Here is a 16,881-nt window from a genome sequence, read left to right as displayed (position 1 = left end):
GGCAGTTTGACAGGCTTTAATATGATGAATTCTTTCAAACAAGAAGGTGTAAATGATGTAGCTGGCAATACAACGATCAGTTTCCATGGACCAGCAGCTAATGTTTTGTCTGCATCCGGTCTGTTAGGTTATGTGAGTGGTGGCAAACAAACGAGTATTGGTTTTGATGGGCATAGATATGACTTTGTAAGCAGAATTATTGGCGGTAATGGCTATACTTATGAGACAGTGCCTGTTGGTAGTACCCGGTGGAAAGAATGGTGGAGAGTGGCTACAAATCCCATAAGTTCCCATACCTGTCTTGGAAATGCGAGTGATAAGTGTACATGGCGTTATGGTACATCTCATTTAGAACAAAAGCCTTGAATTAAATCATAGAGGAAAAAATGAAACAAACTCTAAAATTATTAAGTGCGATAACTCTATTGAGTATAGCTGGGTGTCAGTTTAATAAAACTCCTGGAGGGTATTTGAGTGCGTGGGAGAAGCCTGGTGCAGATTTTACTGAGATAGGAAAAGCATTGTTAGAATGTGGAATGCCAACGCCTTATGATGTTGATCCAGAAAACAGAAAGAATAGCATTAATGCAAAAGCAACAATTTATGCTTGTATGATTCAATCAGGTTTTCGCTATAAAGATGAAGAGGTAGCAAGAGCGGGAGGGCCATGTTATACTTTTAAAGCGGAAAACCTTCCCATATGTCGTCCAGGTGCTGTCATCCCGCAACGAAGTGTGAAGAGGCGCTTGAATAGCCCGTTTTGTAAAAAATATAAAAATAGTCGCAAATGTCAGCCTTAAGTCTTGCTTGTAATGACCGACAATCCGCCATCCTTACTTTCGCTTGGAATGGCGGGGTTGTTTCCTCAATCTCACTATTCAACGGCTGAAGACATACAAGTTGGGAGATTTTTTTCTTAGGGGATGCGTATTTTGAAAAGCAGCTGATTGAAAAACAAATGCGTGATCTTGTTGGTCAAGGTTTAGGAAAAGGCTCTTTTATTCCTGGAAGTGATGCTATTGAACAAGTCAAAACTTTGCTGGATAGAGGGGCGGAATATGCAAAAGCACACAATCTCCCCTTTGGTGAGCCTTTAAGTGAAGAACAGTTGGCCTCTCTAGAAGCCCCGATGGTGATTTATGTGCGCCAACAGGTCAAGGGCATGGATGTTTATGCGCCAGTGCTTTACATTCCAAAAAAGGAGAGATCCTCCTTTGTTTCTGCTGGCGCCTTGATCATGGGGGATGATGTCAATATCACCAGCCAAAATACCAGCAATTCCACGATAAGCAATTCAGGGCGGATAAGTGCTACCCATAATTTGTCTGTGCATGGTGGTGATATTCTCGCTCAAGGAGGGCATTTTGCGGCTGGTGGGGATGCTGTTATCCTTGCAGAGAAGAATATTCGCTTTGACGCAGGGCGCACAAGTGTTGAGGGTGTGGAGACCGTTTTAAACACCGATGCGCTTTCTGTTAAGGGCGATGCGAGCGTGATTGCTAAACAAGAAATTAGTATGCAAACGAATTCTTCAAAATTTGGTATTGTGCTACTTACTCCTGATGACATTGGCTAAGTTTAAACGCAACCTTAAAATAATTACTAAGCGTGGGAAAAAATTAAGCAAACTTAGAAAAGTAATGCTGTTATTAGACCAAAGAAAGCCATTACCTTTACGTTATAGATATCATTTGCATTTTAGGTTATTGGTTAATGGTGGCGTTGTTGATTATTATTAAATTGAGAATTTACTTATTATAATAAATATTGATACAAACAATTAGCCTGAGGATATGTGACCAAAGATTTATAATGATATAAATTTTCTAAAGGGGGGAGAAGATATGGCTTATGCAACCAATAAAGCAGATATTGATGATGCGATTTATGCTCTTCGTTTACGCCTTAAAATACTTGATCTCATTAGAAAAGCAAAATCTGGTCACACGGCTGGGAGCCTTTCCTGTATTGATTTTATTTATATCTTATACAAACATATTCTTCAAATAAATCAAAAGTATATCCATGATCCAAATCGCGATCGATATATCCAAAGTAAGGGACACGCGGTTGAAGCGTTGTATATTGTATTATCAGAAATGGGGTATTTTGACCCTCAACTTCTTGATACTTATTTAGGCTTTTGTTCGGACTTTATTGGTCATGTCACTAAAAAAGTTCCTGGTATAGAACAAAGTACAGGTTCTCTTGGGCATGGCTTATCTCTTGGCGCAGGAATAGCTCTTTCTGGACAGCTTAATTCTCAATCTTATCGTGTTTTTGTGCTTCTTGGTGATGGCGAAATGACAGAGGGCTCTGTTTGGGAAGCAGCACTTTTTTCAGCACATTATAAACTCAGTAATCTTATTGCAGTTGTCGATAGAAATCGGCTACAAATTACTGATACGACTGATATCTTAATGAAAACAGAGCCCTTAGCAGATAAATTTACAAGTTTTGGCTGGCATGTTGTAGAAATTGATGGTCACGATATAACACAACTGAAGACATCTTTAGGTTCTCCTCCATCTTATAAGGACAAACCAACAGTAATACTTATGAACACAATAAAGGGCTCTGGAATTTCCTACATGGAAAATGACATAACTTGGCACCATAAAGTTCCAACAGATGAAGAATATAATCTTGCTGTCAATGAAATTAAGACAAAAATTCAATTAATGAGAGCATGAATATGGATAATTATCATCAAGAAACACAAACTGCCGTGAAGTTTTCAAACCTCGAAATTTTGAATAAAACTCTTATAAAAATAGCGCAATTTGATAAAGATATTGTTGTTTTAACAGCTGATTCACGAATATCTGGGAAGATTGACCAATTCGCAAAGTGCTATCCAAAGCGTATTGTAGAAGTTGGAATTGCGGAACAAAATTTGGTAGGCATTGCGGCTGGTCTTGCCTCATGTGGAAAAAAGCCATTTGTGGTCTCTCAGGCTTGTTTTTTGACAACGCGTGCACTTGAACAAATAAAGGTAGATGTCGCTTATTGTGAAAATCCTGTTCGATTAATTGGTATTAGTGCTGGGATTAGCTATGGGGCACTGGGGGCTACACATCATGCTATTTCTGATTTTGCTTCACTTCGTGCTATTCCTAACATGCGCATCATTGCTCCTGCGGATAATAAAGAAACGGAGGCTGCAATTCTTTCGACGTTAAGCAGTCTTATGCCTGCTTATATACGTTTAGGAAAGCGTGCAGTTAAAAATATTCATAGAGATTCTTCAAAAATAGATATCAATAAAGCTTCTGTTATACAAAAGGGAAAAGATATTCTCTTTCTTGCCACTGGTGAGACCGTTCAGATTTGTCTTGATGCGGCTGAAGAACTCAAAAAATATGAAATTATACCAACAGTTGTCAGTGTACCAACAATTCGCCCTTTAGATAACTCATCTCTATTAGAATTTTGCAAATCCCACCGTTCTGTCATTGTTTGTGAAGAGCATAGCATTAACGGAGGGCTTGGAGATGCCATTGCAAGATTACTTATGGAATACGGTATTGCATGTAGATTTGTATCGTTAGGAATACCCGATGAACCAATTTGTAATGGAAGCCAATTAGATGTTTTAGCACATTATGGAATAAGTCGAGAAGGTATAACGAAAACTGTGTTAGCAGCTATATGAATAAACTAAAAAGGTTATAGAAGATGATAACACGACACTGCTTAAAACAACAAATTTCCTTAAAACATTGTTTAAGAGTACTGGAAGTTCATAGTCCACTTTCTGCTATGATTTCTGAACGTATTACAATCAAAACGGAAACGCAATTAAAAAAATTTTATGCTTTTTGGTCTAGTTCATTGAGTGATTCAACTTTGAGAGGACTTCCAGATACAGAAGTTCTTAATTTACGTAACCGTATGGCAACTATAAGAGAAATTCTTGATGTTACAACACTACCGTTAATAGTTGATGGTGATACAGGTGGTCACAAGCAACATTTTTCTTTAAATGTTGCAATGTTGGAGCGAAATGGGGAGCACATTTATGTGGTTGGAAAGATGGTCAAGAAATGAAGCAACAAAGATCAAGATCTCACGGAAAAAGAACAACAGCTGCTTCACGAGATGATTGAGACCTACTAAGGTTTGAAGATGATGTCATGCTTCATGAAGTGGTTAGCATTCATTGTTTTTATGTTTATTATCGATTTTGCTCGTCTCATGGACGCACTCGAGAATATCTTCTCACACCTCAAAAAGTGGATAATCAAAAGTTAGTGCACTTTTAGTTTTTCATATAATTATTCTTTGAAAAGGTCGGAGTGAGTTCCTGTACGAATAAGATGTAATTTATCTCCTTCTATTCTATAAATAAGCAGCCAATCTGGTTCAATATGACTATCATGACATCCAGCTCAATCGCCCTTTAGTCGATGATTACAGTAATGTCTAGGTAATGGTTTTTCTTCAATTAGCAGACTCAATAATGTACGTAGCTTATTCATATTTTTACCGCGTTTTTCAGCCTTGCGCACGTCACGCTTAAATTGTCCTGAACGAACAGGTATCAGCATATTAAATGCCTAAGTCCTTAAAAAGGGCATCAGCGTTTTTAAATGTTTCACCTTTACCTTCATCTAATTCCTTTATAGCTTTACGTGTAGTGCTATTGGGTACTTTGACATCGAAAGGTAAGCAGCCTTCTTCAGCGACACGCAAGAATGTTATGCGGATAAGGTCTGATGCACTTAATCCCATGCGTTCCAAAGTAATCATGGCTTGTTTTTTCATTTCAGCAGGGATACGAGCGCGAACAACAGAATCGGCTTTCATGATTGGTACCTCCATTCATAACCTTTATTATAATGTAGCTACGTTATGGCTTCAAGTCAAATTTTTAGAATTAGAGACCCTTTGGACCTCTGGTTTTGCTAAAAAACCTTCTCGAAAAGAACTCTTGATTCGCAATAATTGAGGAAAATCATAAAAAGATTTGTTAGAATCAGAAGAAATATTTCTTCTCTAATAGAACTTTTTTGATGCTTACACCCTTTGGTAAAATTTTACGGAAACTTCGCATTGATCACTCCGAACGCCTCTTAGATATGGCTAAGAAATTAGACATATCTGTAGCATTTTTATCTTCTGTCGAGATTGGCAAAAAATCTGTACCGATTGGCATGGAAGAAAAGATCATAGAGCTTTATGGTTTAGATAAAGCTATGGCTTCTCTCTTAAAAAAAGAAGCCTATTCTTGTCGAAAAAGCATCATAATAAAGCCTTCTACTCCGTTGCAACGCGAAACTGTTGTTGCATTTATGAGACTTTTAGATGGCTTACATCAAGAAGCGTTGGCAGACTTCAAAGAAACATTAGAAACATTGTGCGAAGCGTGCTTTATAGAGAAATGTTAGAAAATCCTATTCCCTCACTTTTATTTACGCATCCCTCACTGTAAAAAAGATGTATAAATACAGTAAGTTATTTTTACATAAAACTTACATGTTATCCGTGAATGGTATAACGGTAAAGCTATTGAGCACCGCCATTTTACGCTTATGAAGTAACAAGCCCTGGCGCTCCATCATTATATTTGCCAGCTTCCAAAGTTGCGACAGCTCTTGCATTCAGATGATTCATAAGAGGCATTTTTACTCCTTTCTTGTACAGTTTTACCCACACGCCAACCTCGTTTGTGACGTGCAACGGGAATGGTTTCAACATAAATAGGTTTGAAATGAGAGAAGCTTAGGATATTTGAGTTTCTCATTCAACATGAAAAATGATGAATTATCTATATAAATCAATGTATAATATAGTTTTTTGGTCCATATGAGGAGTGTCAGAAATAATAAAATATGACAATATCATGGATTTGATTAAAGTTACGTAATGATAATTTTTTTATCAGAATCTTGCATATAAAATAGGAAAGCTGTTCAGTATATCATCCTATTCATTTTCTCAAGGTTTGCCAAAACATATAAAAGTTGCTAAAGATTTTTAAATGAGCACTGAATATAAGATCTGAAAAAATCATGAAAATAATCCTATTCGGCAGAAATGAATCTATAAAGATTTAGTTGTCTTTTTCATTACATATAAGAGCAATCCAAAATTGAATTTGCTATCTTTAAGAGGTGAAAAATAACTTCATGAAGGAATAGCATAGCAGAAATATGTATCTGCTATGCTCGTGTAGAAAGATGCATTATGTTTCTTGAATTGGTCGACGTTTTGCTATGGGATATTCATTTTTTTTAGCAATACGTGTGATTGCTTCTTCTAATGGTTCGATTGTAACATCCATAGAATAGCCGCTTGCATGAATGATATTTTCATGATCAACCATAATAGCGACATGACCTTTCCAAAAAATCAAATCACCTCGTTGAAGTTTATCGTCGTCTGTAAGTGGTATACCTATGGTTTTTTGCTGCATATCGGTATCACGTAAAACCATTTTACCGGTCATCATCATAGAGAGCTGAATCAAACCTGAGCAATCAATTCCAAAACCGCTAACTCCTCCCCAAAGGTAAGGTGTGTGGATAAAAGTTTCCGCAACTGTAACATAATCTTCATAGACCCGTCCTATGGGGCTGAGATGGCGACTAATGATTGCCTTTCCGTTTTCAAGAACAGAATACATTACATCACGAACTTCTGTTTGATCAACAACAGTTACTTTGCTTCCCATTGAGAGTGAGTATTCCATTGGTTTGCGTAAATCTGTTTGTAGATATTGAAAAGTCCGTGGTACTGAAACGATATGGGTTTGTTTGATAGATGATGTACAAAGGGCTGCTGTTTCAATATATCCGACATAACCATCTTTGAGAGATTGACCCCACGACATAGTTTCCTTTTGTTCAAAGATGAGGAGATCTTCTCCTAATAAACACTCTGTTTGTCTTTCACTCTTTTTATTACTTTCTTTAAACAGGCCAGCAACAGCTATGTTAACACGTTTTTTTTCACCTTCAACAAAACGTTGAGCTGAAATTTCTGTTTCAAGACGTTTATCTGCGAGATCATTTCTGAATGCATGCAATCTTGGGTCTTTAAAGATCATCTATTTTCCTTTCTTTTTGAGCTTGTCTTAAAAGATCGATAGAAAATATATGAATTTTTATGCCTTGGATAAAGCACAGAGTTATAATTTTAAGTGGCAAGCAATCGCCTTTGAATATTTAGATTGTTCATTTTTGTGGATATTTTGTATTAAACTTGGTTTTTAAAAAGGTAATAAAGAGCACGAATAGCTTGTGCAGAGCCACCGATAGGGAAGCCAGGCTTTTCTTTTTGAATCCACCCATAAATATCAAAATGCGCGAAATATTTAGTTTTTTCAACAAAACAGTTCAAGAATAAAGCAGCAATTATAGAGCCAGCAAAATTATTTCCAGCTATATTGTTAAGGTCAGCAACTGGTGATGATAACATTTCCTGATAGGGTTTCCAAAATGGCATTTGCCAGAGAGGATCGGAAACAGCGTGAGCGGATTGAACAATTTGTTGTGCCCATATTGAATCATTACAGTAAAATGCGGGAAGATCTGGTCCCAGTGCTATACGTGCTGCTCCTGTTAAAGTCGCCATGCAAAGCATGAATTGCGGACTTTCTTCATCACCATAAGTGAGTGCATCAGCAAGGATAAGCCGACCTTCAGCATCTGTATTGCCAACTTCAACACTTAAACCTTTCCGGCTTTTGAGAATATCGCCTGGTCGATAGGCATTAGCAGAAATTGCATTTTCAACAGCTGGGATCAAAACACGGAGGCGGAAAGGCAATTTAGCATCCATGATAAGCTTCGCTAAGCCTAAAACATGTGCTGCCCCTGCCATGTCTTTTTTCATAAGTGACATGTGATTGGCTGATTTAATATCAAGTCCTCCAGTATCAAAGGCTACACCTTTGCCAACCAATGTTATTTTAGTGTGGTTTTCTTTTCCCCAGCGTAGATCAATTAATCGCGGTGCGATGTTACTTGCGCGTCCTACAGCATGAATCATTGGCAAATTATGTGTTAAGAGGGCATCTCCACAAATGCTTTCGACATGAGCATTGTAGGCTTCTCCTAATTGACGTGCTTCTTTTTCGATGGTGTCAGGATTCATATCATTAGTTGGAATATTAATGAGATCACGGACAAAAAAGACAGTTTCATAAAGGCGCTGAAGTTCATCCAGATTAATCGTGTCTTTGACATGAATCGAGAGTGCTTTTGAGGAGGAACTTTGGCGATAGCGGTTGAATTGATAGCTTCCGAATGCTAATCCAAGATAGGTATTTATTTCATGGGAGGCATCACCTTCTAAATGCCAGTGTCCAGTGAGAAGTTTTTTAGCGAGAAGTCCTGTGATAAATGGCTCCTCACCATTTCCAAGTCCAAATAAAACTTTTTTCAAGTGCCCTGTTTCGTGTGGAACAAAGAGTATTTGCCCCGCTTTTCCGGTAAAGTCATTGACTTTCATCCATGCTGCTGTTGTTGTATCAAATGATAAATCAACTAAATTTTTAGGACTTACCAAAAAGATGGGACAACTATTATCAACGCGAGTAGGAGTGAAATGAATATGATTAAGGGGCATATTATGAGATCCTTATAGTCGTCGAAGAGCTACATATTCTACCAAATGGTTTTTTCCTTTTCGTAGAATGAGATTAGATCGTGGTCGTGTTGGCAATATATTTTCTTGTAAATTTTTTAAATTAATCGTTTGCCAAAGCTTTTCAGCTATTTCTGAAGCTTCCTTTTCATTGAGTTGTGCATAACGATGAAAATAGGATTCAGGATTTTGAAAGGCTGTTTTACGCAAACGGTTAAAACGTTCCAAATACCAATGACGGATCACTTCTGTTTCAGCATCTACATAGATTGAAAAATCAAAAAAGTCTGACACAAAAGGGATAATCTTTCCATCTTTAGGTAGATCACTGACTTGCAAAACATTAATACCTTCAACAATTAAAATATCTGGGCGGTCAATGGTAACTGTTTGATTCTTCAGTACATCATAGGTCATATGAGAATAAAGTGGGGCATGCACATTACCAATACCAGCTTTGATAGCGGAAAGAAAATTCAGTAATTTTTTAATATCGTAGGAATCGGGAAATCCTTTACGATTCATACGATTTTTTTTCTGCAATATCGCATTAGGATAAAGAAAGCCATCGGTTGTGATTAGATCAACTTTAAAACTTGATGTCCAACGTTTCAAAAGTTCCTTAAGAATACGAGCTGTTGTTGATTTCCCTACAGCAACAGAGCCTGCAATTCCAATAATAAAGGGAGTTTTTTTTGTTTCTTTTCGTTGTAAAAACTGTTGACGTTTTTGAAAGAGTTCCTGTACGGCATCAACATGGTATGATAACAGACGTGCTAAGGACAGATAGATGCGTTGTACTTCTTCAAGATCAATAGGATCATCAATTGATCGTAGACGTTTTATTTCATCGAAGGTCAAAGTAAGCGGTGTATTTGCACGAAATTGAGACCATTCTTGCGCAGTAAAGACACTATAAGGTGAATATCGATCAGAATGAGGCTTGATCAGGTTATCTTTTTGATCAATTTGTGAGAGAGCTGTATCAATCATTTTTATTGGTCAAAAGTTTCTTTGCTATAAGCAATGATGAGGGATGAAAGGGCGGGTTGTTTTGCATGTTCTCTTCTTTAAGATTAAGATAATGAATAATTATTATAGGTTAGCTGAGAGTCCAGTCATTCCAGTGTGCTTTTATTTGTTCCAATGATAACTCTTGTGCCAAAAAAGCCCATAAAAGTAAACGCGCTTTGATTGCTGATAAATAACCAGACATGAGGACACCAGAAGCAATCATATCGACTTCTGAACCTTTATATCCATAAGTAGTGCGGGTTGTGGAACCAGTGCAAGCGCGGCTAGCGATAATGATTGGCATTTTTTGTGTATATTGTCGCACGATATCTGCTTCTTCAAAACTGCAGTGTCCTGATCCAAAACCAGAAATAACTAGTCCAGCATAATGCCCGCTTTCAAGGCAGAATTTCATTAACTGTGTATCAGAAGATAAAGAGGAGTATAGGAGTGCAACTTGGTGATCATAGTTTTTGGGAAGATCAAACTTTGTAGGGAAAAAATTTCGATTATTAAAATAAATCGGTTTTCCTTCCAAAAGAGTGCCTAAAACACCCGCTGGACCTGACTGAAATGTCTCAATTTTGACAGTGTGGCTCTTCTGAACCCAATACGGTGAGTGAATAGTATCATTCATTACAACTAAAACGCCTCTGTTTCGACTTTGTGGATGCGCAGCAACACGGGTTGCTGCCAAAACATTAGCCGGTCCATCAGCGCCTGCTTCACAGGGTATTCGCATAGCACCAGTTATAATGAGTGGTTCTGCTTTATCCCAATAAAGGGAAAGAAAAAAAGCTGTTTCTTCCAGTGTATCAGTACCTTGGGTTAAAACAATACCTTCTGCACCAGCCTTTACTTGTTGTGTTGCCCATTCTATGATTTCAAAAAGAATTTTAAAAGATATAGATCCACTTGGTAATTGCGTTAGTGTTTGCGCATGAATATCCGCAACGTTATTTAAGTCAGGAACACTTTGGATGAGGAAATCTGAGGTTAATATCGGCTGCATTTGACCAAAATTGTCAGCAGCCATTGCAATGGTTCCTCCTAATGTTCCTATTGCTATTTTTTTCATAATTTTTCCTTTAAAAAACGCAAACTATTTGAAAAACTATTTAGCAATAATTTGCGTTGCCAAAAATGCATAGCATTTTTTTTGATTTCAACCAAATTGCATTGTGCTTAATCATTGTGTTTTTCTGTATATGTTCTTAAATAAGACAATAGTAATTAGATTTTATGTTTAATGAAAAGAATTAACATTTAAGGAGTCTCCTTATGGCAGAACATAAGCCAGACATAATGTATGGTACGACTATTATTACTGTGCGAAAAGATGGCAAAGTCGTGATGGCAGGTGATGGTCAAGTCTCACTTGGACAGACGATTATGAAAGGCAATGCACGAAAAGTGCGTCGTCTTGGAAAGAACGGAGCAGTTATTGCTGGTTTTGCAGGTGCAACAGCAGATGCTTTCACATTGCTGGAAAGATTAGAAACGAAGCTTGAGCAATATCCTGATCAGCTCATGCGTGCTTGTGTAGAACTTGCAAAAGACTGGCGAACAGATCGCTATTTACGCCGTCTTGAAGCAATGATGCTCGTGGCTGATAAGAAAATTACTTTAGCTTTAACAGGGCTTGGCGATGTCTTAGAACCAGAAGACGGAGTCATGGCAATTGGATCTGGAGGCAATTTTGCTCTTTCAGCTGCGCGGGCACTCATGGATATGGATTTGAATGCAGAAATCATTGCCCGTAAAGCTATGGAGATTGCCGCTAAAATTTGTGTTTACACCAATGATCATTTCATAATTGAAACATTGGATGCAGAATTATCTTCTTTAGAGAAAGCTATTTGAATGTGTGTTGTATTTTCCCCTCGTGAGACTGTTTCTGAACTCGATCGTTTTATTATTGGCCAAAATGATGCCAAACGTTCTGTGGCTATTGCACTGCGTAATCGGTGGCGTAGGCAACAGCTTGATGGACCAATGCGTGAAGAAGTTATGCCAAAAAATATTTTGATGATAGGACCAACAGGTGTTGGTAAAACGGGTATAGCGCGCCGATTGGCAAAACTTGCTGGAGCACCTTTTGTTAAAGTGGAAGCGACCAAATTTACTGAAGTTGGTTATGTGGGGCGTGATGTTGAACAAATTATTCGTGATCTTGTTGAGATTGCTATTTCTCTTGTACGTGAAAAAAAACGGGATGAGGTGAAAGTAAAGGCACATATGAATGCTGAAGAGCGCATTTTAGATGCCCTTGTTGGTAAGACAGCAAGTCCTGCGACCCGTGATAGTTTTCGTAAAAAATTGCGTGAAGGTGAATTGGATGAAAAAGAAATAGAAATTGAAGTTGCCGATAATAACAGCAATGGTGCTTCAACTTTTGATATTCCTGGTATGCCTGGTGCGCAAATGGGTATTATGAATTTGTCAGATATTTTTGGCAAAATGGGAAATCGTACGAAGATCCGCAAAACTACAGTAAAGGATGCTTTTAAGCCACTCATTGATGATGAATCTGAAAAACTTCTCGATCAGGATCAAATTGTTCAAGAAGCGCTTCGTGTTACGGAAAATGATGGAATTGTTTTTATCGATGAGATTGATAAAATTGCAACCCGAGATGGTGGAGCAGGTGCTGCTATTTCACGTGAGGGCGTTCAAAGGGATCTTTTGCCTTTGGTTGAAGGAACGACAATTGCCACAAAATATGGGCAAATCAAAACAGATCATATCCTTTTTATTGCTTCAGGTGCATTTCATGTTTCCAAGCCTTCTGATTTATTGCCAGAGCTTCAAGGTCGTTTGCCAATCCGTGTAGAGCTCAATGCTTTAACACGGGAAGATCTACGACGCATTCTAACTGAACCTGAAGCCAGTTTGATTAAGCAATATATTGCTTTAATGGCAACGGAAGAGGTTCATTTAGAAATTACAGATGATGCAATTGACGCTTTAGCAGATATTGCCGTGGATTTAAACGCAAGGATTGAAAACATAGGAGCACGTCGTTTGCAAACAGTGATGGAACGTGTTTTGGATGAAATTTCTTTTACTGCGCCTGATAAAGCTGGAACATCATTTAAGGTTGATGCTGCCTATGTCAGAAAATCTATAGGTGATCTTGCTGCTGATGTCGATCTTTCACGTTTCATTCTTTAAGGGTTTATATGTTTTCATTTAACGGCGTGCTTCGATAACCTTGAAGCCACGGGTTTCTTCATGTATCAAGATCGTGCGGAAAATATTTTTTAACAATGTCTCATAGGGCAAGTGGCGGTTAGCAACAAGAAGCAGTTTGCCGCTTGGCCTTAGAGATTTAGCAGCATTTATAATAAACTGCTGTCCTAATGAGACATCTGTGATTTGTTGCGTGTGAAATGGTGGATTTGAAATGATTGTGTCATACAAATTTGTGATAGGTTCATTTACAAGGTCATGCCAATAAAAATGAATCGGAAAAGAAGTAGTAATGTGTTTGAGGTGTTGTTTTGCTGCTTCTAAAGCGTTGTAGTCCGCTTCATAGAGATCAAGAGCGGTGAGTTCTTCACTTTTTTTAAGTGCAACGTAAGAAAGAAAGCCCCATCCAGCACCAAAATCAGCGGTTTTTCCAGTAATAACTTTGCACATATGCAGTGCAAGCGCAGCAGACCCTGGATCAATACGACCATGTGAAAACATACCAGAAGTTGTTTGAAATTCATTTTCAAAACTGAGTGGTGGTGAGCGTAAATGCGCAATATTCTGTTTATCTATATGTTGTGGAGCTTGAAGCCAGAATACAAGTCCATGATTTTTGGACAGCTTATCGGTAATGGGAACAATTGTTTTGACCCATTTCATCATTGAAGCAGCACCAGCAGTTTTTTCTCCAGCAATAACAATCCATCCACCAGGTTTAACACGTTCTAATAAATCAAGAAAACAATTTTGGTTGAAACCGCGGTATTTGCTTAAGTGTAAAAGCGCACCATCATAGGTGAAAGTACGACTTATTTGAGGAGAGCAACGCAATTGAGCTTTGGCAAATTTTAAAAAATCTTGTCGCCAAGGTGTTATAACTTCTAAGTTTTGTATCCATTTGGGAGCGGGAATTTCCGTCAAACCAAAACCTAGCCAATATTGGTTCGGATTTGGATATGGAAGTTTGTGACTTTCAAAAGGTAAAAATAATAACACATCTCGCTCTTTTAAAGAAAAATGCCATTCCAATATTGGGACGGCATTTTATTCATGATATAAGCAGGAAAAGTTACTCTTCTCTTTTCTTACGATGATGGCGCTTATTTTCAGATTTATTTCTTTCATCAGCGCACTTTTCTTTTTCTGTTTTTATTGGCTCATCGCATATAATTTCTTTACCTGTTTGTTGATTTACAATTTTCATCGATAACCGAACTTTGCCACGCTCATCAAAGCCCATTAATTTCACCCAAACTTTATCACCTTCTTTAACAACATCTGTTGTTTTGGTGACGCGTTCTGATGCGAGTTGAGAGATATGAACAAGCCCATCGCGTGAGCCAAAGAAGTTTACAAATGCACCGAATTCTGCAGTTTTTACAACTGTTCCTTGATAAATAACACCCACTTCAGGTTCATCAACAATCGAATGAATCCAGCGTTTTGCTGCCTCAATGGTTTTAGCATCAGCAGAAGCAATTTTAATTGTACCATCATCTTCAATATTGATTTTTGCTCCAGTTTGTTCAACGATTTCTCGAATTACTTTTCCACCAGAGCCGATAACATCGCGAATTTTATCAACAGAAATGTTCATAACTTCAATGCGTGGAGAAAATTCGCTGAGTTCAGTACGTGCACTGGTTAAAGCTTTGGCCATTTGATTGAGAATATGGATTCGACCACCTTTGGCTTGCTCAAGTGCGATCTTCATAATCTCTTCGGTAATACCATCAATTTTGATATCCATTTGCAGAGCAGTAATACCATTCTCTGTTCCTGCTACTTTAAAATCCATATCTCCAAGATGATCTTCATCACCTAAAATATCGGATAAAATAGCAAAGCGTTCACTTTCTTTAATCAAGCCCATGGCAATACCTGCGACGGGACGTGCGAGAGGAACACCAGCATCCATCAGAGCAAGTGAAGTTCCACAAACTGTTGCCATTGAAGAAGAACCATTGGATTCTGTGATTTCTGAAACAGCACGAATGGTATAAGGAAAAGCTTCTTTAGTTGGTAACATAGGATGAAGAGCACGCCATGCCAGTTTTCCATGCCCAATTTCGCGACGACCAGGAGAACCGAGGCGCCCTGTTTCTCCTACGGAAAACGGAGGAAAATTGTAATGGAGGAGGAATGTTTCCTTATACATACCTGTTAAGGAGTCTATATATTGCTCATCTTCACCGGTTCCAAGTGTTGCCACAACAATTGCCTGTGTTTCTCCACGGGTAAAGAGCGCAGATCCGTGTGTTCGTGGTAAAATACCAACTTCTGATTGGATTGGACGTACTGTTGAAAGGTCGCGTCCATCAATACGTTTTCCCGTATCAAGAATATTCCAGCGAACAATTTTTGCTTGTAACTTTTTGAAAACAGTTGCAATTTGATCTGCAGTAAATTTGCAGTCCTCTTCCGTTTCCGGCATAAATTTATTGATAATTTCTGTTTTAAGAGCATCAATTGCGGCATAACGTTCTTGTTTATCAGTAATTGTATAGGCTTTTCGTATGTTCTGTTCAGCCATTTCCAACATAGATTTTTCGAGATCCGAAAGATCTTCCGGTACAAAATCTCGTGGATCTTTTGCAGCGACTTCAGCAAGCTTGATGATGGCATCAATAACTGGTTGAAGACCTTTATGTCCAAACATAACTGCACCTAACATGATATCTTCAGGTAATTCATGAGCTTCTGATTCAACCATCAACACGGCGCTTTCTGTTCCAGCAACAACAAGATCTAGTTTTGACTCAGGCATTTCATCGATGTTAGGATTGAGAATGTATTGTCCGTTACAGTAGCCGACACGGGCGCCAGCAATCGGGCCCATGAAAGGAATCCCCGAAAGAGTTAATGCGGCAGAAGATGCAATCATCGCAAGGATATCAGGATTATTTTCAAGATCATGCTGTATAACGGAAACAATTACTTGGGTATCATTTTTATAACCATCAGCAAAGAGGGGACGAATTGGACGATCAATCAAACGTGAAATCAGTGTTTCACTTTCGGTTGGTCGGTTTTCACGTTTAAAGTAGCCACCGGGTATTTTACCAACAGCATAAGATTTTTCTTGATAATTAACGGTAAGTGGAAAAAAATCCTGGTCTGGTTTTGGGCTTTTTGCCGATACAACGGTTGCTAAAACAATGGTTTCACCGTAGGTAGCAATAACTGCACCATCAGCTTGCCGTGCTATCTTTCCTGTCTCGATGGTGAGTGGCCGACCAGCCCATTCAATTTCTATCTTATGCGTTTTGAACATTTTTCATCCTTAATAGCCAGTGTTCACATCTCAAGTGATTACATTCCGATTTTATGTAGCATATTTTAAAGCTATGGACAGAACAACAAGACACTTCAGCTTTTGTGCGAGAAGAGAAAAATAAATCGCAATTTAAACGCAAAGCACATAGCAATTTTGCCTCATGATAGTTACGTATCCATTTGTAAAGTTTTAACTAAAAACAGCAAGCTGAAATAGGTGGATGAATTTTTTAGGAAGATCATCCACTTATTTTCCTTTTAGTTAGCGACGCAAACCTAATTTCTTAATAAGTGTTTGATAACGATCTTGGTCAATTCCTTTAAGGTAATCAAGAAGGCGGCGACGTTGAGACACCATCTTCAAAAGACCACGGCGGGAATGGTTATCCTTTTTGTGAAATTTAAAATGATTGGTCAAATTAGAAATACGTTCAGAAAGCACAGCAACTTGTACTTCTGGTGATCCCGTATCACCGGCTTTATTTGCGTATTCTGCAACAAGAGCTTTTTTACGTTCAGCTGTAATCGACATCGTATTATCCTTTCAAAAAATGAAGAAACAAAAGTCACCCATAGCCGAGATGTCGTTCAGCAAGGGTCTGCGAAAAAACAAGAAGAGACGGAGACTCTATTTGCTTCAGCACTTATATAGGAAAGAAGGTTAAAATGCTAGCCCTTGAAAACATATTGCATATATTCTCAAAAGAGAGTTTTATTCCGAAATATTGATGTTAATAATATTTTATGAAAAATTTTTAAAGAATTATGCATCTTTTTGATACAAAAATTTCCGTTTCGCATAGT

15 protein-coding genes and 3 pseudogenes are annotated in these 16,881 nt (G+C 38.1%); 9 read left to right on the top strand and 9 right to left on the bottom strand.

Annotation, left to right across the window (positions count from 1 at the left end; all coding sequences use genetic code 11):
- The 6 genes and pseudogenes from MCS_RS02930 to MCS_RS08295 all read left to right on the top strand — a co-directional run.
- Positions 1–366: pseudogene (locus MCS_RS02930) on the top strand (filamentous hemagglutinin); the annotation flags it as partial.
- 20 nt (positions 367–386) lie between these two features.
- Entirely contained in the window at positions 387–800 is a 414-nt protein-coding gene (locus tag MCS_RS02925) for a hypothetical protein (RefSeq protein ID WP_004855493.1), read from the top strand.
- A gap of 104 nt (positions 801–904) precedes the next feature.
- Positions 905–1,516, top strand: a pseudogene (locus tag MCS_RS02920) (hypothetical protein); the annotation flags it as partial.
- A gap of 328 nt (positions 1,517–1,844) precedes the next feature.
- Positions 1,845–2,693: a transketolase gene (locus MCS_RS02915; protein ID WP_004855490.1), complete on the top strand. Its 849-nt coding sequence runs from the start codon at positions 1,845–1,847 to the stop codon at positions 2,691–2,693.
- Positions 2,690–3,655, top strand: a complete 966-nt coding sequence (locus tag MCS_RS02910; protein WP_172462891.1) for a transketolase family protein — start codon at positions 2,690–2,692, stop codon at positions 3,653–3,655. Before MCS_RS02915 ends, MCS_RS02910 begins: the two co-directional genes overlap by 4 nt.
- A gap of 23 nt (positions 3,656–3,678) precedes the next feature.
- Entirely contained in the window at positions 3,679–4,050 is a 372-nt protein-coding gene (locus MCS_RS08295) for an isocitrate lyase/phosphoenolpyruvate mutase family protein (RefSeq protein WP_004855486.1), read from the top strand.
- Positions 4,051–4,277: 227 nt separating this feature from the next.
- Here the strand turns inward: MCS_RS08295 and MCS_RS08445 are convergent.
- Both MCS_RS08445 and MCS_RS02895 read right to left on the bottom strand, forming a co-directional pair.
- A pseudogene (locus MCS_RS08445) lies at positions 4,278–4,550 on the bottom strand (type II toxin-antitoxin system RelE/ParE family toxin).
- A 1-nt stretch (position 4,551) separates the two neighbouring features.
- Positions 4,552–4,809 (bottom strand): type II toxin-antitoxin system RelB/DinJ family antitoxin, encoded by a 258-nt coding sequence (locus tag MCS_RS02895; RefSeq protein WP_004855480.1) that lies wholly within the window; start codon positions 4,807–4,809, stop codon positions 4,552–4,554.
- A gap of 206 nt (positions 4,810–5,015) precedes the next feature.
- On the opposite strand from MCS_RS02895, the gene MCS_RS02890 reads away from it, so the two are divergent.
- Positions 5,016–5,390, top strand: a complete 375-nt coding sequence (locus MCS_RS02890) for a helix-turn-helix domain-containing protein (protein ID WP_004855478.1) — start codon at positions 5,016–5,018, stop codon at positions 5,388–5,390.
- 797 nt (positions 5,391–6,187) lie between these two features.
- Here the strand turns inward: MCS_RS02890 and MCS_RS02885 are convergent.
- The 4 genes from MCS_RS02885 to MCS_RS02870 all read right to left on the bottom strand — a co-directional run bounded on the left by MCS_RS02885 (position 6,188) and on the right by MCS_RS02870 (position 10,684).
- Positions 6,188–7,051, bottom strand: a complete 864-nt coding sequence (locus MCS_RS02885; RefSeq protein WP_004855474.1) for a C40 family peptidase — start codon at positions 7,049–7,051, stop codon at positions 6,188–6,190.
- A gap of 149 nt (positions 7,052–7,200) precedes the next feature.
- A complete protein-coding gene (locus MCS_RS02880; RefSeq protein WP_004855471.1) occupies positions 7,201–8,574 on the bottom strand; it encodes a leucyl aminopeptidase family protein in 1,374 nt (457 codons plus the stop codon).
- A 12-nt stretch (positions 8,575–8,586) separates the two neighbouring features.
- Positions 8,587–9,585, bottom strand: a complete 999-nt coding sequence (coaA, locus tag MCS_RS02875) for a type I pantothenate kinase (protein ID WP_004855469.1) — start codon at positions 9,583–9,585, stop codon at positions 8,587–8,589.
- A gap of 109 nt (positions 9,586–9,694) precedes the next feature.
- Positions 9,695–10,684 (bottom strand): asparaginase, encoded by a 990-nt coding sequence (locus MCS_RS02870; RefSeq protein WP_004855467.1) that lies wholly within the window; start codon positions 10,682–10,684, stop codon positions 9,695–9,697.
- 203 nt (positions 10,685–10,887) lie between these two features.
- Here MCS_RS02870 and hslV point away from each other — a divergent pair, with 203 nt between their 5' ends.
- Together hslV and hslU are read left to right on the top strand one after the other, a co-directional pair.
- Positions 10,888–11,469, top strand: coding sequence for an ATP-dependent protease subunit HslV (gene hslV / locus MCS_RS02865; protein ID WP_004855466.1), 582 nt, complete (start codon positions 10,888–10,890; stop codon positions 11,467–11,469).
- Complete coding sequence (hslU, locus tag MCS_RS02860) at positions 11,470–12,780, top strand: ATP-dependent protease ATPase subunit HslU (protein WP_004855465.1); 1,311 nt, start codon at positions 11,470–11,472, stop codon at positions 12,778–12,780.
- Between the two features lie 18 nt (positions 12,781–12,798).
- On the opposite strand, the gene MCS_RS02855 is transcribed toward hslU, so the two are convergent.
- From MCS_RS02855 to rpsO, 3 genes are all read right to left on the bottom strand, one after another.
- Entirely contained in the window at positions 12,799–13,797 is a 999-nt protein-coding gene (locus tag MCS_RS02855) for a class I SAM-dependent methyltransferase (RefSeq protein WP_004855464.1), read from the bottom strand.
- Positions 13,798–13,870: 73 nt separating this feature from the next.
- Positions 13,871–16,075: a polyribonucleotide nucleotidyltransferase gene (pnp, locus tag MCS_RS02850; protein WP_004855463.1), complete on the bottom strand. Its 2,205-nt coding sequence runs from the start codon at positions 16,073–16,075 to the stop codon at positions 13,871–13,873.
- Positions 16,076–16,339: 264 nt separating this feature from the next.
- The gene (rpsO, locus tag MCS_RS02845) at positions 16,340–16,609 is read right to left on the bottom strand and encodes a 30S ribosomal protein S15 (protein ID WP_004855461.1); all 270 of its coding nucleotides are present in this window, start codon (positions 16,607–16,609) and stop codon (positions 16,340–16,342) included.
- Positions 16,610–16,881 lie beyond the last annotated feature (272 nt).

This window comes from Bartonella doshiae NCTC 12862 = ATCC 700133 (assembly GCF_000278155.1).
GTDB lineage: Bacteria > Pseudomonadota > Alphaproteobacteria > Rhizobiales > Rhizobiaceae > Bartonella > Bartonella doshiae.
The sequence above is the reverse complement of the archived record's forward strand: the minus strand, read 5'-3'. Positions and strand labels throughout refer to the sequence as shown.